Genomic DNA, 20,264 nt, shown 5'->3' with positions numbered 1-20,264 from the left:
ACTATGCTCCTTGTTCCTGCAACGGGCCTTCGAGCCAGTCGACCTTGTTCATCTTGCGCACCAATACGAATTCATCGCGGTTGGAGCCCACCGTGCCGTAGTAATTGAAGCCGTACGCCAGCTGGGCGTAGCCGCCGATCATGTGCGTCGGCTTGGGCACGGCCCGCGTCACCGAGTTATGGATGCCGCCCCGCTTGCCCGTCATCTCCGCGCCAGGCACGTTGATGATCTTTTCCTGGGCGTGGTACATCATCGTCATGCCGGCCGGGATGCGCTGGCTGACGATGGCGCGCGCCGTCAGGCTGCCATTGACGTTGAAGACTTCGATCCAGTCGTTGTCGACGATGCCGGCAGCTTGCGCGTCCGTCTCCGACAGCCACACGTGCGGTCCGCCGCGCGACAATGTCAGCATGCGCAGGTTGTCCGAATACGTGGAGTGGATGCCCCACTTCTGGTGCGGCGTCAAAAAGTTCAGCGCCAGTTCCTTGTTGCCGTTCGGCTTGGTGCCCAGCAGCGCTTCCGTCGTCTTCGTGTTGATGGCCGGCTTGTACACGCACAGCCCCTCGCCGAAATCGCGCATCCACAAATGATCCTGGTAGAACTGCTGGCGGCCCGTCAGGGTGCGCCAAGGGATCAGTTCATGCACGTTGGTATAGCCGGCCGTGTAGCTGACTTCTTCGCTTTCCAGGCCCGACCAGGTGGGCGAGGAAATGATCTTGCGCGGCTGCGCCTGCACATCGCGGAAGCGGATGCTGTCATGCTCGCGCGGCAATGCGAGGTGCGTATGGTCGCGTCCCGTGATGGAGGACAGCGCGGCCCAGGCTTTCACGGCCACGTGGCCATTCGTTTCCGGCGCCAGCGACAGGATCATCTCGGCCGCATCGATGGCCGTATCGAGGCGCGGCTGGCCCTTCGACACGCCCTCGTCCAGCACCGTGCGGTTGATGCCGCGCAGGACGTCGACTTCATGCCCCGTTTTCCAGGAAATGCCCTTGCCGCCGTTGCCGATGGTTTCCAGCAGCGGGCCGATCGAGGTGAACTTTTTGTACACGTCGCGGTAATTGCGCTCGACTACCGTCATGTTCGGCATGGTCTTGCCGGGAATCGCTTCGCATTCGCCGGCGCGCCAATCCTTGGGATCGAAAGGCTGACCCAGTTCACCGGGCGTGTCGTGCATCAGCGGCGTGAGGATGATGTCTTGCTGGGTGCCCAGCAGCTCGCCGCCGATTTCCGAGAATTTCTCGGCGATGCCCTTGTAGATTTCCCAGTCCGACTTCGATTGCCACAGCGGCTGCACGGCTTCCGACAGCGGATGGATGAACGGATGCATGTCCGACGTGTTCAGATCGTCTTTTTCATACCAGGTGGCCGTCGGCAGCACCACGTCGCCATACAAACACGTGGTCGACATGCGGAAGTCCAGCACCACGAGCAGATCGAGCTTGCCTTCGGCGGCCGGGCGCACTTTCACCTGTTTCGGCGTGAGGCAGTCGTCTTCATCGCTGAGCAAGCCGTTTTGCGTGCCAAGCAGGTATTTCAGGAAGTACTCGTGGCCCTTGCCCGAGCTGCCGAGGATATTCGAGCGCCACACGAACATATTGCGCGGGAAGTTGGCCGGATTGTCCGGGTCATCGCACGAAAACTGCAGCTGGCCCGCCTTGATCTGGTCGAGCGCATACGCGGCCGGCTTCTGGCCTGCGGCGGCAGCGGCCTTGGCCACTTCCAGCGGATTCGTTTGCAGCTGCGGCGCCGATGGCAGCCAGCCCATGCGTTCAGCCTTGGCGTTGTAGTCGAGCAGAGTCAGGTCGCCCGTGCCGCCGGCCGCCGATGGCGAGGCGATGTCGCCCGTTTCCAGCTTTTCGTGGCGCCATTGGCTCGTGTGGGCATAGAAGAACGAGGTGCCGTTCATCTGGCGCATCGGACGTACCCAGTCCTGGGCGAAGGCCAATGGCGTCCAGCCCGTTTGCGGACGCAGTTTTTCCTGGCCCACGTAATGGGCCCAGCCGCCGCCCGACTGGCCGATACAGCCGCACATCATCAGCATGTTGATGATGCCGCGGTAGGTCATGTCCATGTGGTACCAGTGATTCAGGCCGGCGCCCACGATGACCATGCTCTTGCCGCGCGTCTGGTCCGCGTTTTCCGCGAACTGGCGCGCCACGGTGATGACGTCGGCGCGTTTCACGCCCGTGTGCTTCTCTTGCCACGCGGGGGTGTACGGCACGTCGTCGTCATAGCTTTCCGCCACGTTTTCGCCGCCCAGGCCGCGGTCGATGCCGTAGTTGGCCAGCGTCAGGTCGAACACGGTGGTCACCAGGCCCGTCGTGCCGTCGGCCAGGCGGATGGTTTTCACCGGCACCTTGCGCAGCAACATGTCGGACGCATCCTTGCCGCCGAAGTAGGCAAAGCCCACTTCCGTGACGGCGTCGCTGTCGTTGATCATGGAGAGCATCGGCACGATGGGCGCGCCGCTGCCGCCGGCCTTCTGTTCCAGGTTCCACTTGCCCGACTCGCCCCAGCGGAAGCCGATGGAGCCGGCCGGCGCCGTGATCGCACCCGTCGTCTCGTCGATGACGAGGGTTTTCCATTCCGGGTTATTCGTTTCGTCGAGGTTGTTGTCCAGGTGCGAAGCGCGCAGGAAGTAGTCGGGCACGAGGGTGCCGTTGTGCTCCTTGAGCAGCACCAGCATGGGGAAGTCCGTGTACTGGCGCGCATAGTCGCGGAAGTAGGCGCTCTGCCCTTCCGAATGGAATTCCTTGAGGATGACGTGGCCCATGGCCAGCGCCAGCGCGGCGTCCGTGCCCTGCTTCGGCGCCAGCCAGATGTCGCCGAACTTCACCATTTCGCCATAGTCAGGCGAGATGGCGACGGTTTTCGTGCCCTTGTAGCGCACTTCCGTATAAAAGTGGGCGTCCGGCGTGCGCGTCATCGGCACGTTCGAGCCCCACACCATCAGATAGGTCGAGTTGTACCAGTCGGCCGATTCCGGCACGTCCGTCTGTTCGCCCCACACTTGCGGGCTGGCTGGCGGCAAATCGCAGTACCAGTCGTAGAAGCTCAGGGCCACGCCGCCGATCAGCGACAGGTAGCGCGTGCCGGAAGCATAGCTGACCATGGACATGGCGGGAATCGGCGAGAAGCCGACGATGCGGTCCGGGCCGTATTTCTTGATCGTCAGCGCATTCGCGGCGGCGATGATTTCATTCGACTCTTCCCACGTGGCGCGCACGAAGCCGCCCAGGCCGCGGATGGACTTGTACTGCTGCGAGCGTACGGGGTCCTGGCTGATCCAGTCCCAGGCCGTGACGGGGTCCATGGTCTTGCGCGCTTCGCGCCACATTTCCATCAGGCGGCCACGCACCATCGGGTATTTCACGCGCTGCGCCGAATACACGTACCAGGAATAGCTGGCGCCGCGCGGGCAGCCGCGCGGTTCGTGGTTGGGCAGGTCGGGCCGCGTGCGCGGGTAATCGGTTTGCTGGGTTTCCCAGGTAATCAGGCCATTCTTGACATATACCTTCCAGCTGCACGAGCCGGTACAGTTCACGCCATGCGTGGAGCGCACGATCTTGTCGTGCTGCCAGCGCTGGCGGTAGGCGTTTTCCCAGGTACGGTCTTCATCGACCACGGTGCCGTGGCCGTTTGAAAACGACTCGGCGGGCTTGCTAAAAAATTTCAGGCGGTCCAGAAAGTGACTCATGCTACCTCCACATTGCGCCGCCGACAGCGGCGCCAGGTCTTAAAAAACGCTGCAAGCAGGATGGCTCAAGCGTCGATACAAACAGTCTATCGACGCGCCGCGCCCGGCGGTATTGGCAAGAAGTCGGTTTCCGGCACCAGGAATGCATAGGCGCGTAGTCACCCGGATAGTCACTATTGCCTATGGGCGGCAAGGCGGAGCTGCGGTATACCTGTCGCCATCGTTCAATCAGGAGAAAACAATGAGCATTACCGATTACGCCAGCCTGCTGAGCAGCGCCCGCAACCAGGAGCAGCCGCAACGCCTGCTGTTCACCTTTACCCAGGCGCAGGCCCAGCCTGGCGGCCAGGGCAAGTCCCTCACGCCCGTGATGTGCGCCGACAAGCTGCCCGAGGAACTGGACAGCTTCGAGACATTGAAGGAGGAGTCGAAACAGATGCAGACGCACTGGGACGTGGTCTTCGTGGCGGGACTGGCGGGTCGCGAGGGCCAGCCGCCCGCCGCGCAGGAATGCGAAGCGCCCCTGCGCGCCATGGTGACGGCCATCGAGCAAGGCCGCATCGACAGCCTGCTGGCGTTTGACCGCAGCGGGGATTTATTGCGTTTTAGCTGAGGGAACTTGTCGGATTACGGCCTGCGGCCTAATCCGACCTAGGTGATTGATGTAGAGCAAGGTAGGTCGGATTAGCGTAGCGTAATCCGACACCTTGTTGGCCGCACGTTTTGATTACCTGCCCGTATCCGGCCAAGGGCGCTCATGCAGATGACGCGCCCTTTCTATCGGACAGACCAAGGGCAAAAACTGCTGCTGGCGCGCCGAATACGCCATCAGCGCCCCGCTGTCGATGTCGAAATACCATCCATGCAGTTTCAACGCCCCCTGCTCCACCCGGCGCTTCAGCCACGGGTAAGTGAGCAGGTTGTCCAGCGACTGCAATATGCTGGCCAGCTCGCACGCGTGGTGCTGTTCCGCCGACGAGCGGTGCGCCAGCTCGCGCCGCACCCTTTGCGCCACCGGTTCGGCGATGCGCATCCACTGGCCCACGAAGTCCGTTTCCTGCCCCTCCGCGCGCGGCTGCGGTTCCAGCAGCGCGCGGATGCCGCCGCAGCGCGCATGTCCGAGCACGATGACCCTGGCCACTTCCAGCTTGCAAACGGCGAACTCGATGGCCGAACTGACACCGGGCGGCGCATCGGGCGTGCACGGCGGCACGAGGTTCGCGATATTGCGCACGACGAACATGTCGCCCGGGTCGCTGCCCGTCAGCAGCATGGGATCGACCCGTGAATCGCAGCAGCCGATCAGCAAGGTCGAAGGCCGCTGCCCGTCGCGCAGGCTGTCGTACAGGGTTTGCGGCTCGCTGAAGTACTGCTGCTGAAACAGGCTGAAGCCGTTGACGAATTTTTCCAGTTCTTCCATGACTACCTCTTACTGTGTTCAACGCCGGGCAAGCAGGACTCGCCCGGCGTTCTGACGCTGACTAGCAAGGCATCGGCGCATTCTTGCGCGCATAGCACCACCAGGTGATCGCGATGCAGCTGACATAAAAGCCGATGAAGCACCACAGGGCCGCGTCGGGGCTGCCCGTCAGCGCAATCGACGTGCCATAGCTTTTCGGGATGAAGAAGGCGCCATACGCGGCCACGGCCGAGGTGAAGCCCAGGACGGCAGCGCCTTCCTTGTTGGCGTCGACGATGGCTTGCTCCTGTACCGCCTTGCCCTTGCCGGCGGCCGCGCGCTGATGCTCCGTCAAAAAGATCACGGGGATCATGCGGAAGGTCGACGCGTTGCCGATGCCCGTGCCGGCGAACAGCAGCATGAACATCCAGAAGAAGCCGCTGAAGCTTCCGCCCACTCCCGCTTGCGGCATGAAGTACAGCACGCCCAACACGGCGGCTATCATCAGCAGGAAAGACCACAGGGTGACGCGGGCGCCGCCCAGTTTATCGGAAATCACGCCGCCGGCCACGCGCGCCAGCGCGCCGACCAATGGTCCCAGGAAGGCGTAATCGAGCGGATTCACGTCGGGAAACTGGATCTTGATCAGCAGTGGAAACGCGGCCGAATAACCGATGAAGGAGCCGAAAGTGCCCGTGTACAGCCAGCACATGAGCCAGTTATGCTTGCGCTTGAAGATCACGGCCTGCTCGGAAAACGAGGCTTTCGCTGACGCCAGGTCATTCATGCCGAACCAGGCCAGCAAGGTCGACAGCGCAATGAACGGCACCCAGATGAAGCCCGCGTTTTGCAGCCACATTTCCTTGCTCACGCCATTCTTGACCCAGGTGAGCGAATCGCCGCCCCAGGCGCCGAAAACGGCAAACGTGATCACCAGCGGTACGACGAACTGCACCACCGACACGCCCAGGTTGCCCAGGCCCGCATTCATGCCCAGTGCGAAACCCTTGCTGGCCTTCGGATAGAAAAAGCTGATGTTGGCCATCGACGAGGCGAAATTGCCGCCGCCGAAGCCGCACAGCAAGGCCAGGATCAGCATGGTCGGATAGCCGGTGTTCACATCCTGCACGGCCAGGCCGATACCGATGGCGGGAATCAGCAAGGAACCCGTGGAAATGGCCGTCCAGCGGCGCCCGCCGAAGATCGGCACCATGAACGAATAAAAGATGCGCAAGGTGGCGCCGGACAGGCCCGGCAACGCCGTCAGCCAGAACAGCTGGTTGTTACTGTAGGTGAAGCCGATGTTGGGCAGGTTGACCACCACCACGCTCCACACCATCCACACGGCAAATGCCAGCAGCAGCGCGGGGATCGAAATCCACAGATTGCGCGCGGCCGTGGCCTTGCCCGTGTTTTGCCAGAAGCTCGGGGTTTCCGGCTCCCACGTATTGATCATGTAGCGGCTCATGCTTTAGCTCCTGCGAGTTGGTTGGTAGGTGCCGCGCGCTGCGGCTTGAACGAGAAATGCATCCAGACGAGGGAGACGCAGACGGTGCCGTACAGGAGCATGAAGGAACTCGAACGCACGCCCGTGAAGTCCACCAGGGCGCCGAACATCACGGGCAGGATGAAGCCACCGAGGCCGCCGGCCAGGCCGACCACGCCCGAGACGGCGCCGATATTGTCGGAAAAATCATCGCCGATGAACTTGAAGACGGACGCCTTGCCCACGGCCATGGCGATGCCGACGATGAACAGCAGCACGGTGAACCACAGCGGCGACAGGCCGATATGGAAGGCCAGCGGGCCAGTGACGGTTTCCACGACCATCTGCGTTTGCGGATACGACAGCAGGAAGAAGCACACCCAGCACACCCACATCACGGCCCAGGTGACTTTCGCCGCACCATATTTGTCGGAGATCCAGCCGCCCATGGCGCGCAGCACGCCGCCCGGCAGCGAGAAGCAGGCGGCCAGCAGCGCCGCGTGTTTCAGGTCGAAACCGTATTCGGCCACGTAGTACTTCGTCATCCACAGCGCCAGCGCCACGTAGCCGCCGAACACCACCGAGTAGTACTGGCAGTAGCGCCACACGCGCGGGTCCTTCAGCACCTTCATCTGCGCCGAAAAGCTTTCGCCCGATGGCGCCAGATGCGATTTGTCCGTGTACGAAAACAGCCAGAAGATGATGGCCGTGGCCAGCATGGCTACCGCATACACCTTGGGCAGCATCTGCCAGCCGAAGGCGGCGACGATGCCGGGTGCGACGAACTTCGTCAGCGCGGAACCGGAATTGCCGGCGCCGAAGATACCCATCGCCAGGCCGCGGCGCTCCTTTTCATACCAGCGCGCCACGTAGGGCGTGCCGACGGAAAACGAGCCGCCCGCCAGGCCCACGAACATGCCCAGCACGAGGAAGTGCCAGTAGGCGGTGGCGTAGGAGATCAGGTAGATCGGCAGCACGCTGGCCAGCATCAGCCAAAAGAAGACGCGGCGTCCGCCGTATTTGTCCGTCCAGATGCCCAGGGGCACGCGCACGAGAGAGCCCGTCAGCACGGGCATGGCGGCCAGCAGGCCGAATTGTGTTTCAGTCAAGCCCAGGCTGGTCTTGATGGGGATGCCCAGTACGGCAAACATCATCCATACCGCGAAGCAGATGGTGAAGGCGAAGGTGCTGCTGATCAGCACGGACGCCTGCTTGCGCCGCTTGCCGGGTTCGACTGCCTTGTTACTACTGTTGTTCTTAGTGCCATCTAGGGTAGCCACGATGTTTCTCCATGAATGCACTGGCCGTCTGGCCAGCCGTCCCGACCAGCTTACGTGGCAGAGTCGAAAGGCACTATCGGCCACAGGGTGATTCTGGAAAGGCAATCTGGATAGCCGCATCGGCAAAAGTGACTAGATGGCGGGGTATGAACCTAGCCTGGATGGCGGGTGTTTTACAAACGGACGCTTTTTTGGCACACTCGGCGCCTGGAGAAAAGGAACGCCATGCGGAACAGAGACGAAACAGACGGGATCATCACGCGCGCCGCGCTGCCAAGCGATGTGGACGCCATGCTGGCCTGCGACGCGTATGCGCAGGCGCACGCCAGCCGGGGCGAGGCCGTGCGCACCGCCGTCGGCAAAGGCCATTGCCAGGTGGCCATCCGGGCCGGCCAGGTGACAGGCTATGTCCTCACGCGCGACGATTTCTTCGATTACGGCTTTGTCTCGCTGGTGGTGGTCTCGCCCGCGCATCAGCGCTGCGGCGTGGGCGTGCGCCTGCTGGCCGCCGCCGAAGCCGCGTGCACGACGGCGAAGCTTTTCACGTCGACAAACCAGTCCAACCTGGCCGCGCAACGGCTGTTCGCCAGCGCGGGTTTCGTGCGCAGCGGGCAGATCGACCATCTCGACGACGGAGACCCGGAGCTCGTGTACGTCAAATTCCTGCCTTAGGTCGTCTCCTCCCGACGGTGTATGGCGCGGCGCGCCAAAGGCGGCTATGCTGGCGCCACCGTCAATCAACGCCCACCACATCACGCATGGACTATCTGAGCCTCAAGCATTTCCACATGGGTTGCGCCGCCGCCAGCGGCTTGCTTTTCCTCTTGCGCGGCGCATGGATGCTGCGCGCCTCGCCCGCCTTGCAGCAGCGCTGGGTAAAAATCCTGCCGCACCTGGTCGACACGGCCTTGCTGGCCAGCGCCATCACCCTGGCCGTGTGGAGCGGCCAGTCGCCGGGCAGCCAGCCCTGGCTGGCCGCCAAGCTGTGCGCGCTGGTCGCCTACATCGTGCTGGGCACCATCGCGCTAAAACGGGGCAAGACGCCAGCCGTGCGCGGCACTGCCTTCGCGCTCGCCGTGCTGGTATTTGCCTACATCGTTGCCGTGGCCGTCACCAAGCAGGCCTGGCCGCTCTGAGCGATTGCGGCGCGCCCCAGTTCTACCGGACGCACCCAAGTGGAGAGCAATGATAATATTTGCAACTTCATCGACAGGCGGGCCACCTTGGCCCCGCATCACCCTGAAAGGCAAACATGCTGCTATCCGAATTGCTGACCAAGCTGACCTGCGGCGACCTGGAAGGCGAGGAACTCGACCACGCCGTCGCCGCCATCACCGATGCGCATTCCGCCCCGCGCGACGAGTGGATCGACAGCGATGCGCAAGCCTACGCGGTGGAACTCCTCTCGCAACTGGGCGGCTACATGGCGTCGAGCGACAAGATCGATGAACTGCACGAACAGATACAGGACATGTTCGACGAATTCCCCGACTTCCCGTACGCACTGCTCAAGGAAAGCGACGGCAGCGTGCTGCCCTATTTCGAGTGGCTCGATACGGAACTGGCGCAGCGCGCCGTGGACGAAGGCGGCTATGACCTGATCCAGATCGACGGCAACGGCTCCGATGAAATGGATGCGCTGATCGTCTACCGGCGCGATACAGACGACATCATCCAGGCGGCGGCACTGATGGGCGTGACGATAGGCCGGCCGCTCGCCTACTATCGCGGCATCGATGCGATGGTGGGCAAGCGGCCAGGGTAAGACTTACTGCATCGGCAAGGCGCTCACGTCGACGGCAGGCGCCTGGCCCGCGGCCGGGCGCGTGAAGTTCTGGCTGGTTTTCACGAAATCGGCAAAGAAACCGCCGTTATGCAGGTAGAACTTGCCGTTCTCCAGCCCGCCCGCATAATCCATGCGCTGCGCATTCGTGGCCGTGGCGTCGCCCGTGAACCTTCCCGCCGTCACTTCCGACCACGTGCCCGATGCATTCCTCGCCCACTGGTTGTCAAACTGGACGCGGCGCTCCGTGTAGCCCAGGGTGTCGATGAAGTTCTCGAGGAAGGAATGCACGCCCGTCAGATACGTGGAGATCGCGGGCCGCTTCCAGGTGGCGATGTAGCGCCACTTGCCCGTTTCGGGCGCGAAGAACCAGGCCGAATAATCGCTGCCGCCATTGCCGTCTGGCCGCGCGCGCGTGATGAAGCGGTAGGTCGTGCCGGCCGTCCAGTTATACGACAGGTACGTCTGCCCGCCGGTGCCCTCCCCGCCAAATGCGTTGTCGACCACGCCGGCACCCTTGCTGACCAGGGTGGTCTTGGCGCCATTGTCGGCGTCCCACACGGAGAACAAGATCCAGCGCTCGCTCGGCGACTTCACCTGGATACCCATGTAACCCTGGCTGAAGCCGTTGGCCATGAAGTAGGAGCCGATGGCATCCTGGCCCTGGGGAATCGTCATCTCGTTATAGAAATACTCGGTATTGGCCGGCACCGTGTAACCCATGTGCACGGACGGGCCGCGCCGCGACCAGTAGTAATTGGCGGAGTCATTCGCGTAGGTGAGCGCGGCGTTCGACGTCACCTTCAGCGCCGAGACATCGCCGAACGTGCCCTTCACGCGCTTCAAGCCCTGCATGTCGACCTTCACATAGCCGGCTGCCGGCACATTGACCGTGCCAACGGCATAGGTCTTGCGTTCCTTTCCGGCCAGCTTGACGTCGAACGGCGTGCCGTTGATCTTCACGCGGATGGTGCTGTTGCCGCCATCGGCCAGGCTGGCGTCGAGCGCCACCTGCACGGGTCCCGCCTCGGCCACGCGGAAATACGTGCTGGCGACGGCATTCGGATCACTCCAGCCGGCCAGGCCACGATCGTTGATGACGGCGCCCGCGTTCCCGCTGGTGATGAAGGCGTTGCCGGCCAGCTCCACGGTTGCCGTCGTGGCCGGTGCCGCCACACTGGCGGCCAGCAAGGCCGTATTGCCGTTGCCCGTGGCGGTGGCGCCGCCGCAAGCTGCCAGCAGCAAGGGCATGGCGGGAAGGATGGCATAGAGTAATGAACTTCTGTGTTTCATCAACGTCTCCTGGTGGTACAGCTTTGCGGCGGGCGAACACGGGCCTGCGCGCCTGCGCCGCGGTTGAAAAACTGGATGGATAGAAAAAACCCGCTACGGCAACTGGTGCGGTAGCGGGCGAATGGAGCTTAGTACTTGCCGTCGAGGGCGAAGATCGGCTTGCGCGATTTCCACTGTCCGCCCGTGAAATCCGGGAAGTCCAGGGTCTGGAAGTTGGCGGCGATCGATTGCTCGGACAGGGGCGTGATGGCGCTCCACGTCACGGCATCGTAGATATCGATCGGCATCGGCGCGTTGGCCTTCAGGGCTTCGACAAAGGCGTGGATGACGAAGAAGTCCATGCCGCCGTGGCCCGCACCTTCCGCTTGCGCCGCGTATTTGCGCCAGACCGGGTGCTCATACTTGTCCTGGTAAGCCTTGAAGTCGTCCCACTGGTGCGGCTTGCTGACGCCTTCGATGTGGATCGAATTGTTCAAGTCCATCCACAGGCCGTCCGTGCCTTGCACGCGGAAGCCCAGCGAATATGGGCGTGGCAGGCTCGTATCGTGCTGCAGGATGATGGTTTCGCCGTTCTCGCACGCCAGCGTGGTGGTGACGATGTCGCCCAGCTTGAATTTGACCTTGGCGTTCGCATGCTGGGCGCCGCCCGGCTGCTTGACGATGTAGTCGTGCAAGCCGCGCGCCTTGGTGGCGAAGGCGTTGATGCGCGTAAAACGGTTGCCGCGGTTGATATTGGTGTACATGGCGCACGGGCCGATGCCGTGGCTCGGATACAGTTCGCCATTGCGCTCGACCGAGTGCTGCGTGCGCCAATGGGCTTCCGACCAGCCCTTCTCGCCGAATTCCACGCCGCCGCCATACGGCTTGGCCGGATTGCCGCTGTTGAATTTCACGGCGCGCAAATCGTGCTGGTAGCCGCCCTGAAGGTGCAGCAGTTCGCCGAACAGGCCCGCGCGCACCATCTGCAGCGCGGCCATCACATCGCGGCGGTAGCACACGTTTTCCAGCAGCATGTACGGCGTGCCAGTCTTCAACTGGGTATTGAGCACATCCCAGTGGTCTTGCAGGGTGATGCCGGCCACCACTTCGCAGCCGACGGCGATCTTCGCCTGCATGGCGGCAATCGCCATCGGCGCGTGGAATTCCCACGGCGTGGCGATGATCACGCCATCGAGGCCGCCCGCGTCCAGCATGCGCTTGTAGGCTTTCTGGTCGCGGTCTTCGCCGTACGTGCGGGGACGGGGCTTGCCGGCTTTGGCCACCTGGCCCAGCGCATGTTTCAGCATGATCGGTTCGATATCGCACAGGGCCACCACTTCCACGTCATCGCGGCGCACCAGTTCAGCCAGCAGCACCTGGCCGCGCATGCCCGTGCCGATCAGGCCCAGGCGGACTTTGTCGCGGCCGGCGGCGGGTGCGGCGTTGGCCTCGCCAGGCAGCAGTGCGCTGCCGGCCATGGCGCCACCGGCCAGCGCAGCGCTGGCGGACAGGAAATTGCGTCGATTGATTTGTGTCGTCATTGGTCTCTTCTCGCTTCCATTGGTAATGATCGTCGCCGGCCCGCCGCGCGGCAGGCCGGCTGCAGTTTAATAGGTGTATTCCGCCGTGAAGCGCACGGAACGCGGCGCCGTGCGGCCGGCCACCTGCAGATAGCTGCGGGCGATGGCGCCATGGTCTTCGCGCGTCTCGTTGTAGCGGGTCACGGTCTGGCTGTTGAACACATTGAACACGTCCACTTTCAGGCTCAGGCCCTTGACGGCGCTGGGAGTATAGGCCAGATTCATGTCCAGCTGGGCTTGCCAAGGCAGGCGGCCCTGGCTGCCGCGCGGCGCCGGCTTGCCATCGCAATAGAAGTAGGAATCGCCGTAGTCGTTTTCGAACTTCAGGTTGTCGGGCAGCGCGCCGATGCAGTTGCGCGGCGCGCCCGACGTCAGCGACAGGTTGGCGCCGACCATCACGTCCGGGATGACCTGCATGAAGCCGTAGGCCTTGAAGGCGTGGCGGTGGTCGCCCGGCAGGTAGCCATAGGCGTTGTACATCAGTTCCTTGTGGTCGTCGCTGACCGTCAGGCCCACGTCGCCGCCGCCGATGCTGTCTGTCTGGCCTTCCATATTGCCCTTCAAGCCGGACAAGGTGTAGGTCAGCTTGCCGTACCAGCCGTTCGTGTACGGGTGCTCGACGAACAGGTTCAGGGCGCGGTAGGTGCGTGCCGGTTTCGGATTGCCCCACTCCGCCGCCGAAATATCCACGCGGCGCAAGCCTTTGCCGTCGTCAAAATCGACCATCAGGCTGTTGTCGCGGCCCGGATTGATGATGGCGCACTGGAAGCCGCCCCAGTTGCTCGTGTCGACGCTGTTGCGCGTGGCCCAGGCTTGCAGCGGACGCGCGTCGCAGGTGTCGTCGTTGGTGTCATTGAGCTTGCGGTACAGGACGCTGGCGCCCACCACCAGCTTCTTGCTCAGGGCGCGTTCGAAGCCCAGCGAGAATTCATCCTGCGACAGCGGTTTCAGGCCGACGGCCGTCACTTCGCGCGCATCGCGGCTCTGGCCATACGCATTGTTGGCCGAATACGGCTTGCTGATCGCGTGCAGGCCCGTCGGCGCGCCCGTGACGGGATCGATGCCCGTGTACGTGTACATCTCGCTCGTGGCCAGGAAGGGGCTGGCCATGTTGCTCGACAAATTCGATGGCACGGGCAGGTGGTAGCGGCCGCCGTTGGCGAAGAATTTCAGGGTGCCGTCGCCCAGGTAATCCCAGGTGGCGCCCACGCGCGGGGCGATCATGTTGCGCTGCGAAATGAAGGCCACGCCATCGGTGCTGTAGTTGGTGAACTGCTCGCGGCGCAGGCCCAGGTCCAGCAGCACCCGTTCCGTGACCTGGTAATGGTCCTGGATGTATTGCGCCGATTGCACGCTGGTCGGACGCGCCAGGTTGGCGTTCAAGTCCTTGCTGACGTAATAGCCCTGCGCGCCGTAGCCGCCGCCCTGGGCCGGCGTTTCAAAGGCGCCGTTGATGGCCCGGTTCGGATCGGTCGCACGCTGATAGCTCCAGCGGTAGCCGCCGGCCAGGCTCAGGCCCACTTTCGATTCCACGTCGATGCGGTCGATGCCGCCGCGCAGCGAGTGCTTGCCCAGCTTGTATTCGAGATCCAGGCGCTTGGCTTTCTGGCGGTCTTCCGACGACGGGTCGACCAGGGTGCCCGTCACCGTTTGCGGATTGGCGTACGTCAGGCCGGGCACCTGGGTCGAGGTATTCGACGACGTTTGCGCCAGCAGCGGATTGTAGCCATTCGGCGTGCGGGTGTGCGAGGTGCGCGATTCGCCCATCATGGCCGTCACGGTCAGGTTGTCCGTCAGGTAGCCCGTGTACTTGAAGATGTCGATGTTGGCGCCCGGCGCGGCCGACGAACCGCAGCAGTTGACCGTCGTCTCGCCCTTGCCTGCCTGTACGCCATTGCTCGCGTGCGTGGCGTAGCTGTAGCCATACGCCTGGCTGTCTGTTTTCGTACGGTCATACAATTTAGTGTATTCGAAGTGATGGTCGTCCGTCAGGTTGTAGTCCAGCTTGGCCATCATGCGGTCCACCTTGCTCTGGCTCGTGCTCCAGCCGCGCGCCAGGGCCGTGCCCGAGTCCGCGGTGGCGGCAACGGCCTGGCTGTCCGTGCGCGTCTGTTCCAGCGCCACGAAGGCGAACAGCTTGTTCTTGATCAGCGGGCCGCTGCCGTACAGGCCCACCACCTTGCTGGTGCTGCCATTGTCGCGGTTCCAGTACAGCAGATTGCCGTCCGTCTTGGGATTGGCGCCCGTGTTCGGATAATAGGTGTTTTCCGGCTCGCCTTTGAGCGAACGGGGGATGATCGAGACCTTGCCGCCGAATTCGACCTTGTTGCCGCCGCTCTTGGTGGTGATGTTGATCACGCCGCCCGTGGAGCGGCCAAATTCGGAACCGTAGCCGCCCGACAGCACCTGCAGGTTCGAGATCGCGCCAAATGGCAGCTCCGACGCGCCCACCTGCGTCAGGATGTTCGTGATGGGGAAACCGTTGACGTAGAACGCGTTTTCAGACTGGCCCGAGCCGCCGATCGATGGCGCATTGCCATACACGCTGTTGGTGCCGCGCGAAACGCCCGGCGTCAGCTGCACGATGGACGCGACGTCATTGCCGACCGGCAGCGCCTTCAATTCCTTGGCCGTGAAGATCACGCCATTGTTCGTGTTCGACACGTCGATCGGATTGCGCGACGCTTTCACCACGACGGTCTGCTCCTGGCCCACGGCGCCAGCCGCGCTGGCCGGACCGAAGTTCGCTTCCGCGCCCGCGCCGATCAGGGCTTCGACTTCCTGCGATGCTTCCACCGAACCGGCACGCAGCACGCGCACCGCATAGCGCCCTGGCGGCATGGAGTTGGCCACATAGCGGCCCGACGTATCGGGCGTCAAGGTGCGCTGCACGCCCGTCGCCAGGTTTTCCAGCACCACGGTGGCGCCGGCCGGTGCGCTCACTTCGCCGAAAATGGTGCTGGTGGCGTTCGACTGTGCCCAGGCCTGGCCTGGCACGCCGGCCGCCAGTGCGATCACGATCGCGGCGGCGCGGCTGATGTCGCGCAATTTGAGTCGGGTGGTATGCATGGTGTCTCTCCGTCTATATCGAGGGTTATGCGCGCCCTCCCCGCTCCAGGGCGAAGTCGGGGGGATGCAATTTTTATGGTGGTCGTCGGAAGGTAGCTCCAGGCAGTTGCACCTTCCGGGAAATCAGTCCGCATCGGCTGATTTTCGTTTTCTTGGGATTACTTTAAAAAGAAAAATAAGTATCGTCAACAAAAAGAAAGTTATAACGGCAATTTATCGCCAAATCCGGCAAATAAAGGCATTTTATCTTTCGATTTAATCTGTGATGCGTCCTATAACTTTCGTTATCGTGGTATGACAGATACACGCGACTGCAGTGATGTGAGCAGAAATGGTGAATCGGCGCAAAAACCGGGGAGAAAAACGCGAAAGCAGCCATGGCCATCTGCTTTCACTTACGTTTATCTTTCGTATTGCGCATTTCGGAATATTGTCTTTTCTTTTCTATGGCAATACCCCGGCCCGCTTCGGTGGGCCGGGGCAGCATCACGTATTAAAAGAACTTGTAGCTGGCCGACAGGGCGAACTGGCGGCCAAACAGGTCCTGGCTATGGTTGTAGCCTTCCCAGCCGTTCGGGTCGTAGTACGGCTGCTTGTTGAACGCGTTTTTCACGTTCAGGCCCACGTCGAGGTTCTTCACCGGCTTCCAGCTGAAGGCCAGGTTGACCGTCGTGTACGACGGCGCGCCCTTGCACTGGCCGGCCGGCAGCGCCACCGAAGCGGCGGTGCAGTTTTCCGGCGTGTTGTCCTTGTCCCAGGGACCATAGGCCCAGCGCGTCTTGCCCGAATAGTTGATGAAGACGCTGCTGACGAAGTTGCGGTAGCTCCAGTCTGCGTTGACCGTCGCGCGATAGCGCGGCGAATCGTAGTAGCCGACGGTGTTGCCCTTGATGTCGCTGCCGTCTTCGCTGTCGTGGGTGTCGCGCTTGCGGATGGTGGCTGCGATGCCCGTGCTCAGCTTGCCCCAGTCGCCGAGCCCGAAGCGCGTGCGCGCATCGATGTCCACGCCATCCATCAGGGTGCGGCCCCGGTTCGAATACGAGTTGATCAAGCCGCCCAGGTTGCCCACCGAGTAACCGGGCACGCCGCCCGCGCACACGCCCGCGTTGGCGGGATTGGCGCACATGGCCGCTACCGCCGCCACGTTGCCCCGGTCCGTATCCGTCAGTTCGTTGCGGATGGCGCTGGGCGTGCCGGCCAGGGTCGGGCCGTACTTGTCCACCAGTTCCGTAAACAGCTCGTTGAAGTCCTGCCGCACGATTTCGTCGCGGCGGTTGATGAACCAGTAATCGATGGAGATGCTCACGTCCTTGGCCGGCTGCAGCACCAGGCCCACGGTGGAAATCTTGGCCTTTTCCGGGCGCAGGTTCTGGTTCGGCGGCGTCAGGCCGCCCACCGTCGTGGAGCAGTTCGAATTGAGCAGGCTCTTGCCCAGGTCCGCATCCGTCGCCACCTTCGACTTCATCAGCGCGCGCGCCATGGCGTTCGTTTCATCGCAGCGCACCGTGTCGCGGATGCCGCCCACCTGCGCAAAGACGCCGCCCGTGCCCGATTCGGCCAGGTTGGGCGCGCGGAAGCCTTCCGAATACGTCCCGCGCAGCATCAGGTCGGGCCGCGCGCGCCAGATCACGCCCAGCTTGGGCGCCAGGTTGGCCGAGAAATGCGGATATTTGTCCAGTCGCGCGGCCGCGTTGACTTCCAGGGTGTCGCTGAGCGGCACCACCACTTCGCCAAACACGGCCGCGATGGTGCGCCGGCCGTCGAACCAGGAACCGCCCTGCTGCGTGATCAGGCCATTGGCCGCATCCGCGTTGCCGGGCGTGAGGAAGCTTTCGCGCATCACGTTGGTGCCCACGGCGGCGCGCACTTCGCGCTCGCCCAGCTTGAACAGGGTGCCTTCCAGCTTCGCATCCCACGTCATCAGCTTGGTCCACGATTCGATGGCGAAGGTCGGATAGGCGGCACGCACCAGCGCCGCATTCGCTTCGCTGATTTCGCCGAACTTGTAAGCGGGATTGTCGGAGATATACGTGCGACCGCTGACGGGGTCTTTCGTGAACGGCCCGAATGCCTGCTCGAAGCCCTTGATGTTGATGTTCGCCGTCTGGAACAGCGTCGAATGGCTGCCCGCCACGCTGAGCGCCGTTTCAAAATCCCAGCCGCCGCCGATGCTGCCGCGCAGGCCGACGAGCGCGCGGTAGTTTTCATCGACGTTCTTCTGGCCGAAGTGGCCTTGCGCATCCTGCAGCAGGTAGTTCAGACCGGCCGCGCCGCCCATCTTGGCCACCATGTCGGCATCGAGCTTGCCTTTCAGGTAGACGTTGTTGGGGCTCAGGAAAGGCGTGGCAAACGTGTTCAGGGTATTGCCCGTGTTGCGCGCGAACCAGTTGTTCGTGCTGCCGCTGTTGAAGCTGGACGGGCCGTTCTCGCCGCGCATCTTGATGTGGGTGAAAGCGCCTTCCGCGAACGCTTCCATGTCGCCGCCGAGTTTCAGCCGGCCGCTCACGTAGGCCGTGGCGCGCTCCGAGGTGGGACCCGTGTCAAGCTGGTTGGGCAGCGCATTCCACACGCAGCGCGTGCCCGACGCTTCGGTAATGCTGGTGTTGCAGCCATTCACGGCGCGCTGGGTGCGCGCATTGTTCTTCGCTTTGTCGAAGACAAAGAAGGTCCCGGGATTCATCAGGCCCGGTTCGCTGCCGACGCCCACGCGCATATTCGGGATGAAATTGGGATTGTTCACATAAAAATACGAGGGGCGCTTCTGGTACGTATCGGCCAGCGCGATGCGGTCGCGCTGGTAGACGTTCACGGAACCATAGATGTTGTAGCCGTCGCTGGCCAGGTCGCCCAGGCCATACAGCACGCTGGCCTGGCGCTCGCCATAGGCTTTCACGCTCGGCGAAAACTCGCCGTTGGCGCGCGCTTCCAGGCCCTGATACGATTTCTTGGTGATCACGTTGATGACGCCGGCCACGGCGTCGGAGCCATACACGGCCGAGGCGCCATCCGTCAAAATTTCCATGCGTTCGATGGCGGCGGCGGGGATGGCGTCGATATTGACGAACATGGTCTGGAAGCCGGCCGGCGCACCATAGAACGACAGGCGGCGGCCATTCAAAAGCACCAGGGTGCCCTGCGCGCCCATGCCGCGCAAGTTCGCTTGCGAACCGCCATCGGAACCCGTGAACATCGAGCGGAAATCCTGCTGCGCCGGGCGGGCGGCGGGCAGGTTGTCCAGCACTTGCAGCAAGGTGAGCGCGCCCATGTTTTCGATCTGCTTGGCGTTGATCACCTGCACCGGCGACGCCGTTTCCGCGTTGATGCGCTTCAGGCTCGATCCCGTCACTTCGACACGCGCCAGTTTATCCTCCTCCGCCGCCAGCGCCGTCGACGCCAATCCTACCGCCACCATCGCGGCCATCAGTTTTTTCAAGTGCATTCTCAACTCCCCTTTTATAAGTGATTTGTTTTCGCAAGGCTGCAAGAGCCCCTCCCCGGTCCGAAGAGGGGCTCTTTTTTAGTGAAATGATTGAAGTAGTTAGCGCGGCTTGACTGTCGCGCCTTCCGTGCCGGTGAGTACGGCGTTGGCCCAGTTGCCGCAGACCTGGGCCGGGTGGGCGCCGCGCGCGCCCAGGGTGCGCAAACTGAGCTGGCTCAGGCCGCGCACGTCGATTTCGGGTTTGACCACCCCGGGAGCCGTGACCAGGCCGCTGTCGTACAGCAGCCGCTCACCGCTCCATACCTGGAATTGCAAGCCGCCCGCGCTGCGGCAGCTATCGTCCACGCCCAGGTCGGCGCGCAGCAGATTCCAGTTGCCCGCCAGCTGCAAGTCGATGCGGCTGGCTGGTCCCACGCCGAGGCCCTTGCGGAACCACAGCCCGTTCATGCGCATCTCGGCCGCCTTGCCGGCCGGCCGGTCTTTCGCGATATGCTTCGGCAGCGCCAGGTCCGACAGATAACGCTGCACTTCCTCGCCGTCGGCCACTCTGTGTTCGAGCACGCGGAATGCAGACAAGGTGACGGGCGCCACGTCGGTGGCCAGCGCCGCATCGAACGCGCGCGCCACCGGCGCACTTTGCGCCGCCGTCACCATCGGGTCCAGAGATGCGGCGCCATCGCCTTCCGGATTTTGCGTGCTCATGACGCGGAAGCGCAGCAGGCGTCCGGCCGTGGCAGGGAAATTGATCGTCTGCATGCCTTCCTGCAGCTTCAAGGTGCCGCGCACCAGCGGCGCGCCCCACTCGCCATTGTTGTCGCCGATGTAGATTTCATAATCGCGCACCTGGCCATGCTTCCAGTGCTGGTCGTTGCGCGGCGCCAGTTCGATGCCATCGACCAGGCGCCGTTCCGTAAAGCCGATCACCCATTCGTGCGGACCGCTTTTCACGGACGGGCTGCGCACGGTGCGGAACCACGTCTCCGGCTTGCCATCGAAGGCGTTTTCCAACGGATAACCGCTTTCTTCCGCGGGGCGCGCCACCACCTGCATGGCATCGGCCGGCAAGGCGCGGCCCGGCACGGGGGCGGCGGGGAAGTCGGCATCGACTCTGGCCACGGCCAGCGCGCCGGCAACCTGCAAAGCTAAAGGCTGGCGGATGTCCTGCGCCGCCACTTTCACGTGCAGGGTGCCTTGCCTGTCCGCCGCGTCGAAATACCAGCCTTCTGCCTCCTTGTCGTAGGCGGCGCGGCCGGCGG

The 20,264-nt window shown here is 63.1% G+C and carries 13 protein-coding genes; 4 read left to right on the top strand and 9 right to left on the bottom strand.

The genetic code is table 11. The annotated features are described in order from the left end of the window. Position 1 precedes the first annotated feature (1 nt). Positions 2-3,700, bottom strand: coding sequence for a nitrate reductase subunit alpha (locus tag VM94_RS20100; protein ID WP_046685047.1), 3,699 nt, complete (start codon positions 3,698-3,700; stop codon positions 2-4). A gap of 241 nt (positions 3,701-3,941) precedes the next feature. Here VM94_RS20100 and VM94_RS20095 point away from each other — a divergent pair, with 241 nt between their 5' ends. Continuing rightward, a complete protein-coding gene (locus tag VM94_RS20095) occupies positions 3,942-4,313 on the top strand; it encodes a hypothetical protein (RefSeq protein WP_046685046.1) in 372 nt (123 codons plus the stop codon). A 114-nt stretch (positions 4,314-4,427) separates the two neighbouring features. On the opposite strand, the gene VM94_RS20090 is transcribed toward VM94_RS20095, so the two are convergent. From VM94_RS20090 to VM94_RS20080, 3 genes are all read right to left on the bottom strand, one after another. Next, positions 4,428-5,120 (bottom strand): carbonic anhydrase, encoded by a 693-nt coding sequence (locus VM94_RS20090; protein WP_046685045.1) that lies wholly within the window; start codon positions 5,118-5,120, stop codon positions 4,428-4,430. A gap of 61 nt (positions 5,121-5,181) precedes the next feature. Next, positions 5,182-6,567 (bottom strand): NarK family nitrate/nitrite MFS transporter, encoded by a 1,386-nt coding sequence (locus VM94_RS20085; RefSeq protein ID WP_046685044.1) that lies wholly within the window; start codon positions 6,565-6,567, stop codon positions 5,182-5,184. Continuing rightward, positions 6,564-7,865: an MFS transporter gene (locus VM94_RS20080; protein ID WP_409929572.1), complete on the bottom strand. Its 1,302-nt coding sequence runs from the start codon at positions 7,863-7,865 to the stop codon at positions 6,564-6,566. The genes VM94_RS20085 and VM94_RS20080 overlap by 4 nt, the downstream gene beginning before the upstream one ends. 225 nt (positions 7,866-8,090) lie before the next feature. Between VM94_RS20080 and VM94_RS20075 the strand changes: the two genes are divergently transcribed. The 3 genes from VM94_RS20075 (at position 8,091) to VM94_RS20065 (ending at position 9,630) form a co-directional block, all read left to right on the top strand. Continuing rightward, a complete protein-coding gene (locus tag VM94_RS20075) occupies positions 8,091-8,537 on the top strand; it encodes a GNAT family N-acetyltransferase (protein ID WP_046685042.1) in 447 nt (148 codons plus the stop codon). Between the two features lie 86 nt (positions 8,538-8,623). Next, positions 8,624-9,001, top strand: a complete 378-nt coding sequence (locus VM94_RS20070) for a SirB2 family protein (protein ID WP_046685041.1) — start codon at positions 8,624-8,626, stop codon at positions 8,999-9,001. 116 nt (positions 9,002-9,117) lie between these two features. Beyond that, on the top strand, positions 9,118-9,630 hold the full coding sequence (locus VM94_RS20065; RefSeq protein WP_046685040.1) for a hypothetical protein: 513 nt from the start codon (positions 9,118-9,120) through the stop codon (positions 9,628-9,630). 3 nt (positions 9,631-9,633) lie between these two features. Here VM94_RS20065 and VM94_RS20060 read toward each other — a convergent pair whose 3' ends face one another. From VM94_RS20060 to VM94_RS29150, 5 genes are all read right to left on the bottom strand, one after another. After that, the gene (locus tag VM94_RS20060; protein WP_235432963.1) at positions 9,634-10,941 is read right to left on the bottom strand and encodes a DUF3472 domain-containing protein; all 1,308 of its coding nucleotides are present in this window, start codon (positions 10,939-10,941) and stop codon (positions 9,634-9,636) included. Positions 10,942-11,069: 128 nt separating this feature from the next. Then, on the bottom strand, positions 11,070-12,461 hold the full coding sequence (locus VM94_RS20055) for a Gfo/Idh/MocA family protein (RefSeq protein ID WP_200899242.1): 1,392 nt from the start codon (positions 12,459-12,461) through the stop codon (positions 11,070-11,072). Between the two features lie 66 nt (positions 12,462-12,527). Further along, entirely contained in the window at positions 12,528-15,569 is a 3,042-nt protein-coding gene (locus VM94_RS20050; protein ID WP_046685039.1) for a TonB-dependent receptor, read from the bottom strand. A 493-nt stretch (positions 15,570-16,062) separates the two neighbouring features. Then, positions 16,063-19,008, bottom strand: coding sequence for a TonB-dependent receptor plug domain-containing protein (locus VM94_RS20045; protein WP_046685038.1), 2,946 nt, complete (start codon positions 19,006-19,008; stop codon positions 16,063-16,065). 99 nt (positions 19,009-19,107) lie between these two features. After that, positions 19,108-20,264: NPCBM/NEW2 domain-containing protein (locus VM94_RS29150; RefSeq protein WP_046685663.1), on the bottom strand; the 1,157-nt coding region annotated here is incomplete at its 5' end.

It is taken from the genome of Janthinobacterium sp. KBS0711, assembly GCF_000988085.1.
Classification (GTDB): domain Bacteria; phylum Pseudomonadota; class Gammaproteobacteria; order Burkholderiales; family Burkholderiaceae_D; genus Janthinobacterium; species Janthinobacterium lividum_E.
This window is presented reverse-complemented; position numbering and strand designations above follow the sequence as displayed.

Coding starts and splice junctions, on each gene's coding strand:
- VM94_RS20045 (WP_046685038.1), bottom strand. CDS start 19,008: ATGCACTTGAAAAAACTGATGGCCGCGATGGTGGCGGTAGGATTGGCG.
- VM94_RS20065 (WP_046685040.1), top strand. CDS start 9,118: ATGCTGCTATCCGAATTGCTGACCAAGCTGACCTGCGGCGACCTGGAA.
- VM94_RS20090 (WP_046685045.1), bottom strand. CDS start 5,120: ATGGAAGAACTGGAAAAATTCGTCAACGGCTTCAGCCTGTTTCAGCAG.
- VM94_RS20050 (WP_046685039.1), bottom strand. CDS start 15,569: ATGCATACCACCCGACTCAAATTGCGCGACATCAGCCGCGCCGCCGCG.
- VM94_RS20075 (WP_046685042.1), top strand. CDS start 8,091: ATGCGGAACAGAGACGAAACAGACGGGATCATCACGCGCGCCGCGCTG.
- VM94_RS20095 (WP_046685046.1), top strand. CDS start 3,942: ATGAGCATTACCGATTACGCCAGCCTGCTGAGCAGCGCCCGCAACCAG.
- VM94_RS20100 (WP_046685047.1), bottom strand. CDS start 3,700: ATGAGTCACTTTCTGGACCGCCTGAAATTTTTTAGCAAGCCCGCCGAG.
- VM94_RS20060 (WP_235432963.1), bottom strand. CDS start 10,941: ATGAAACACAGAAGTTCATTACTCTATGCCATCCTTCCCGCCATGCCC.
- VM94_RS20055 (WP_200899242.1), bottom strand. CDS start 12,461: ATGACGACACAAATCAATCGACGCAATTTCCTGTCCGCCAGCGCTGCG.
- VM94_RS20070 (WP_046685041.1), top strand. CDS start 8,624: ATGGACTATCTGAGCCTCAAGCATTTCCACATGGGTTGCGCCGCCGCC.
- VM94_RS20085 (WP_046685044.1), bottom strand. CDS start 6,567: ATGAGCCGCTACATGATCAATACGTGGGAGCCGGAAACCCCGAGCTTC.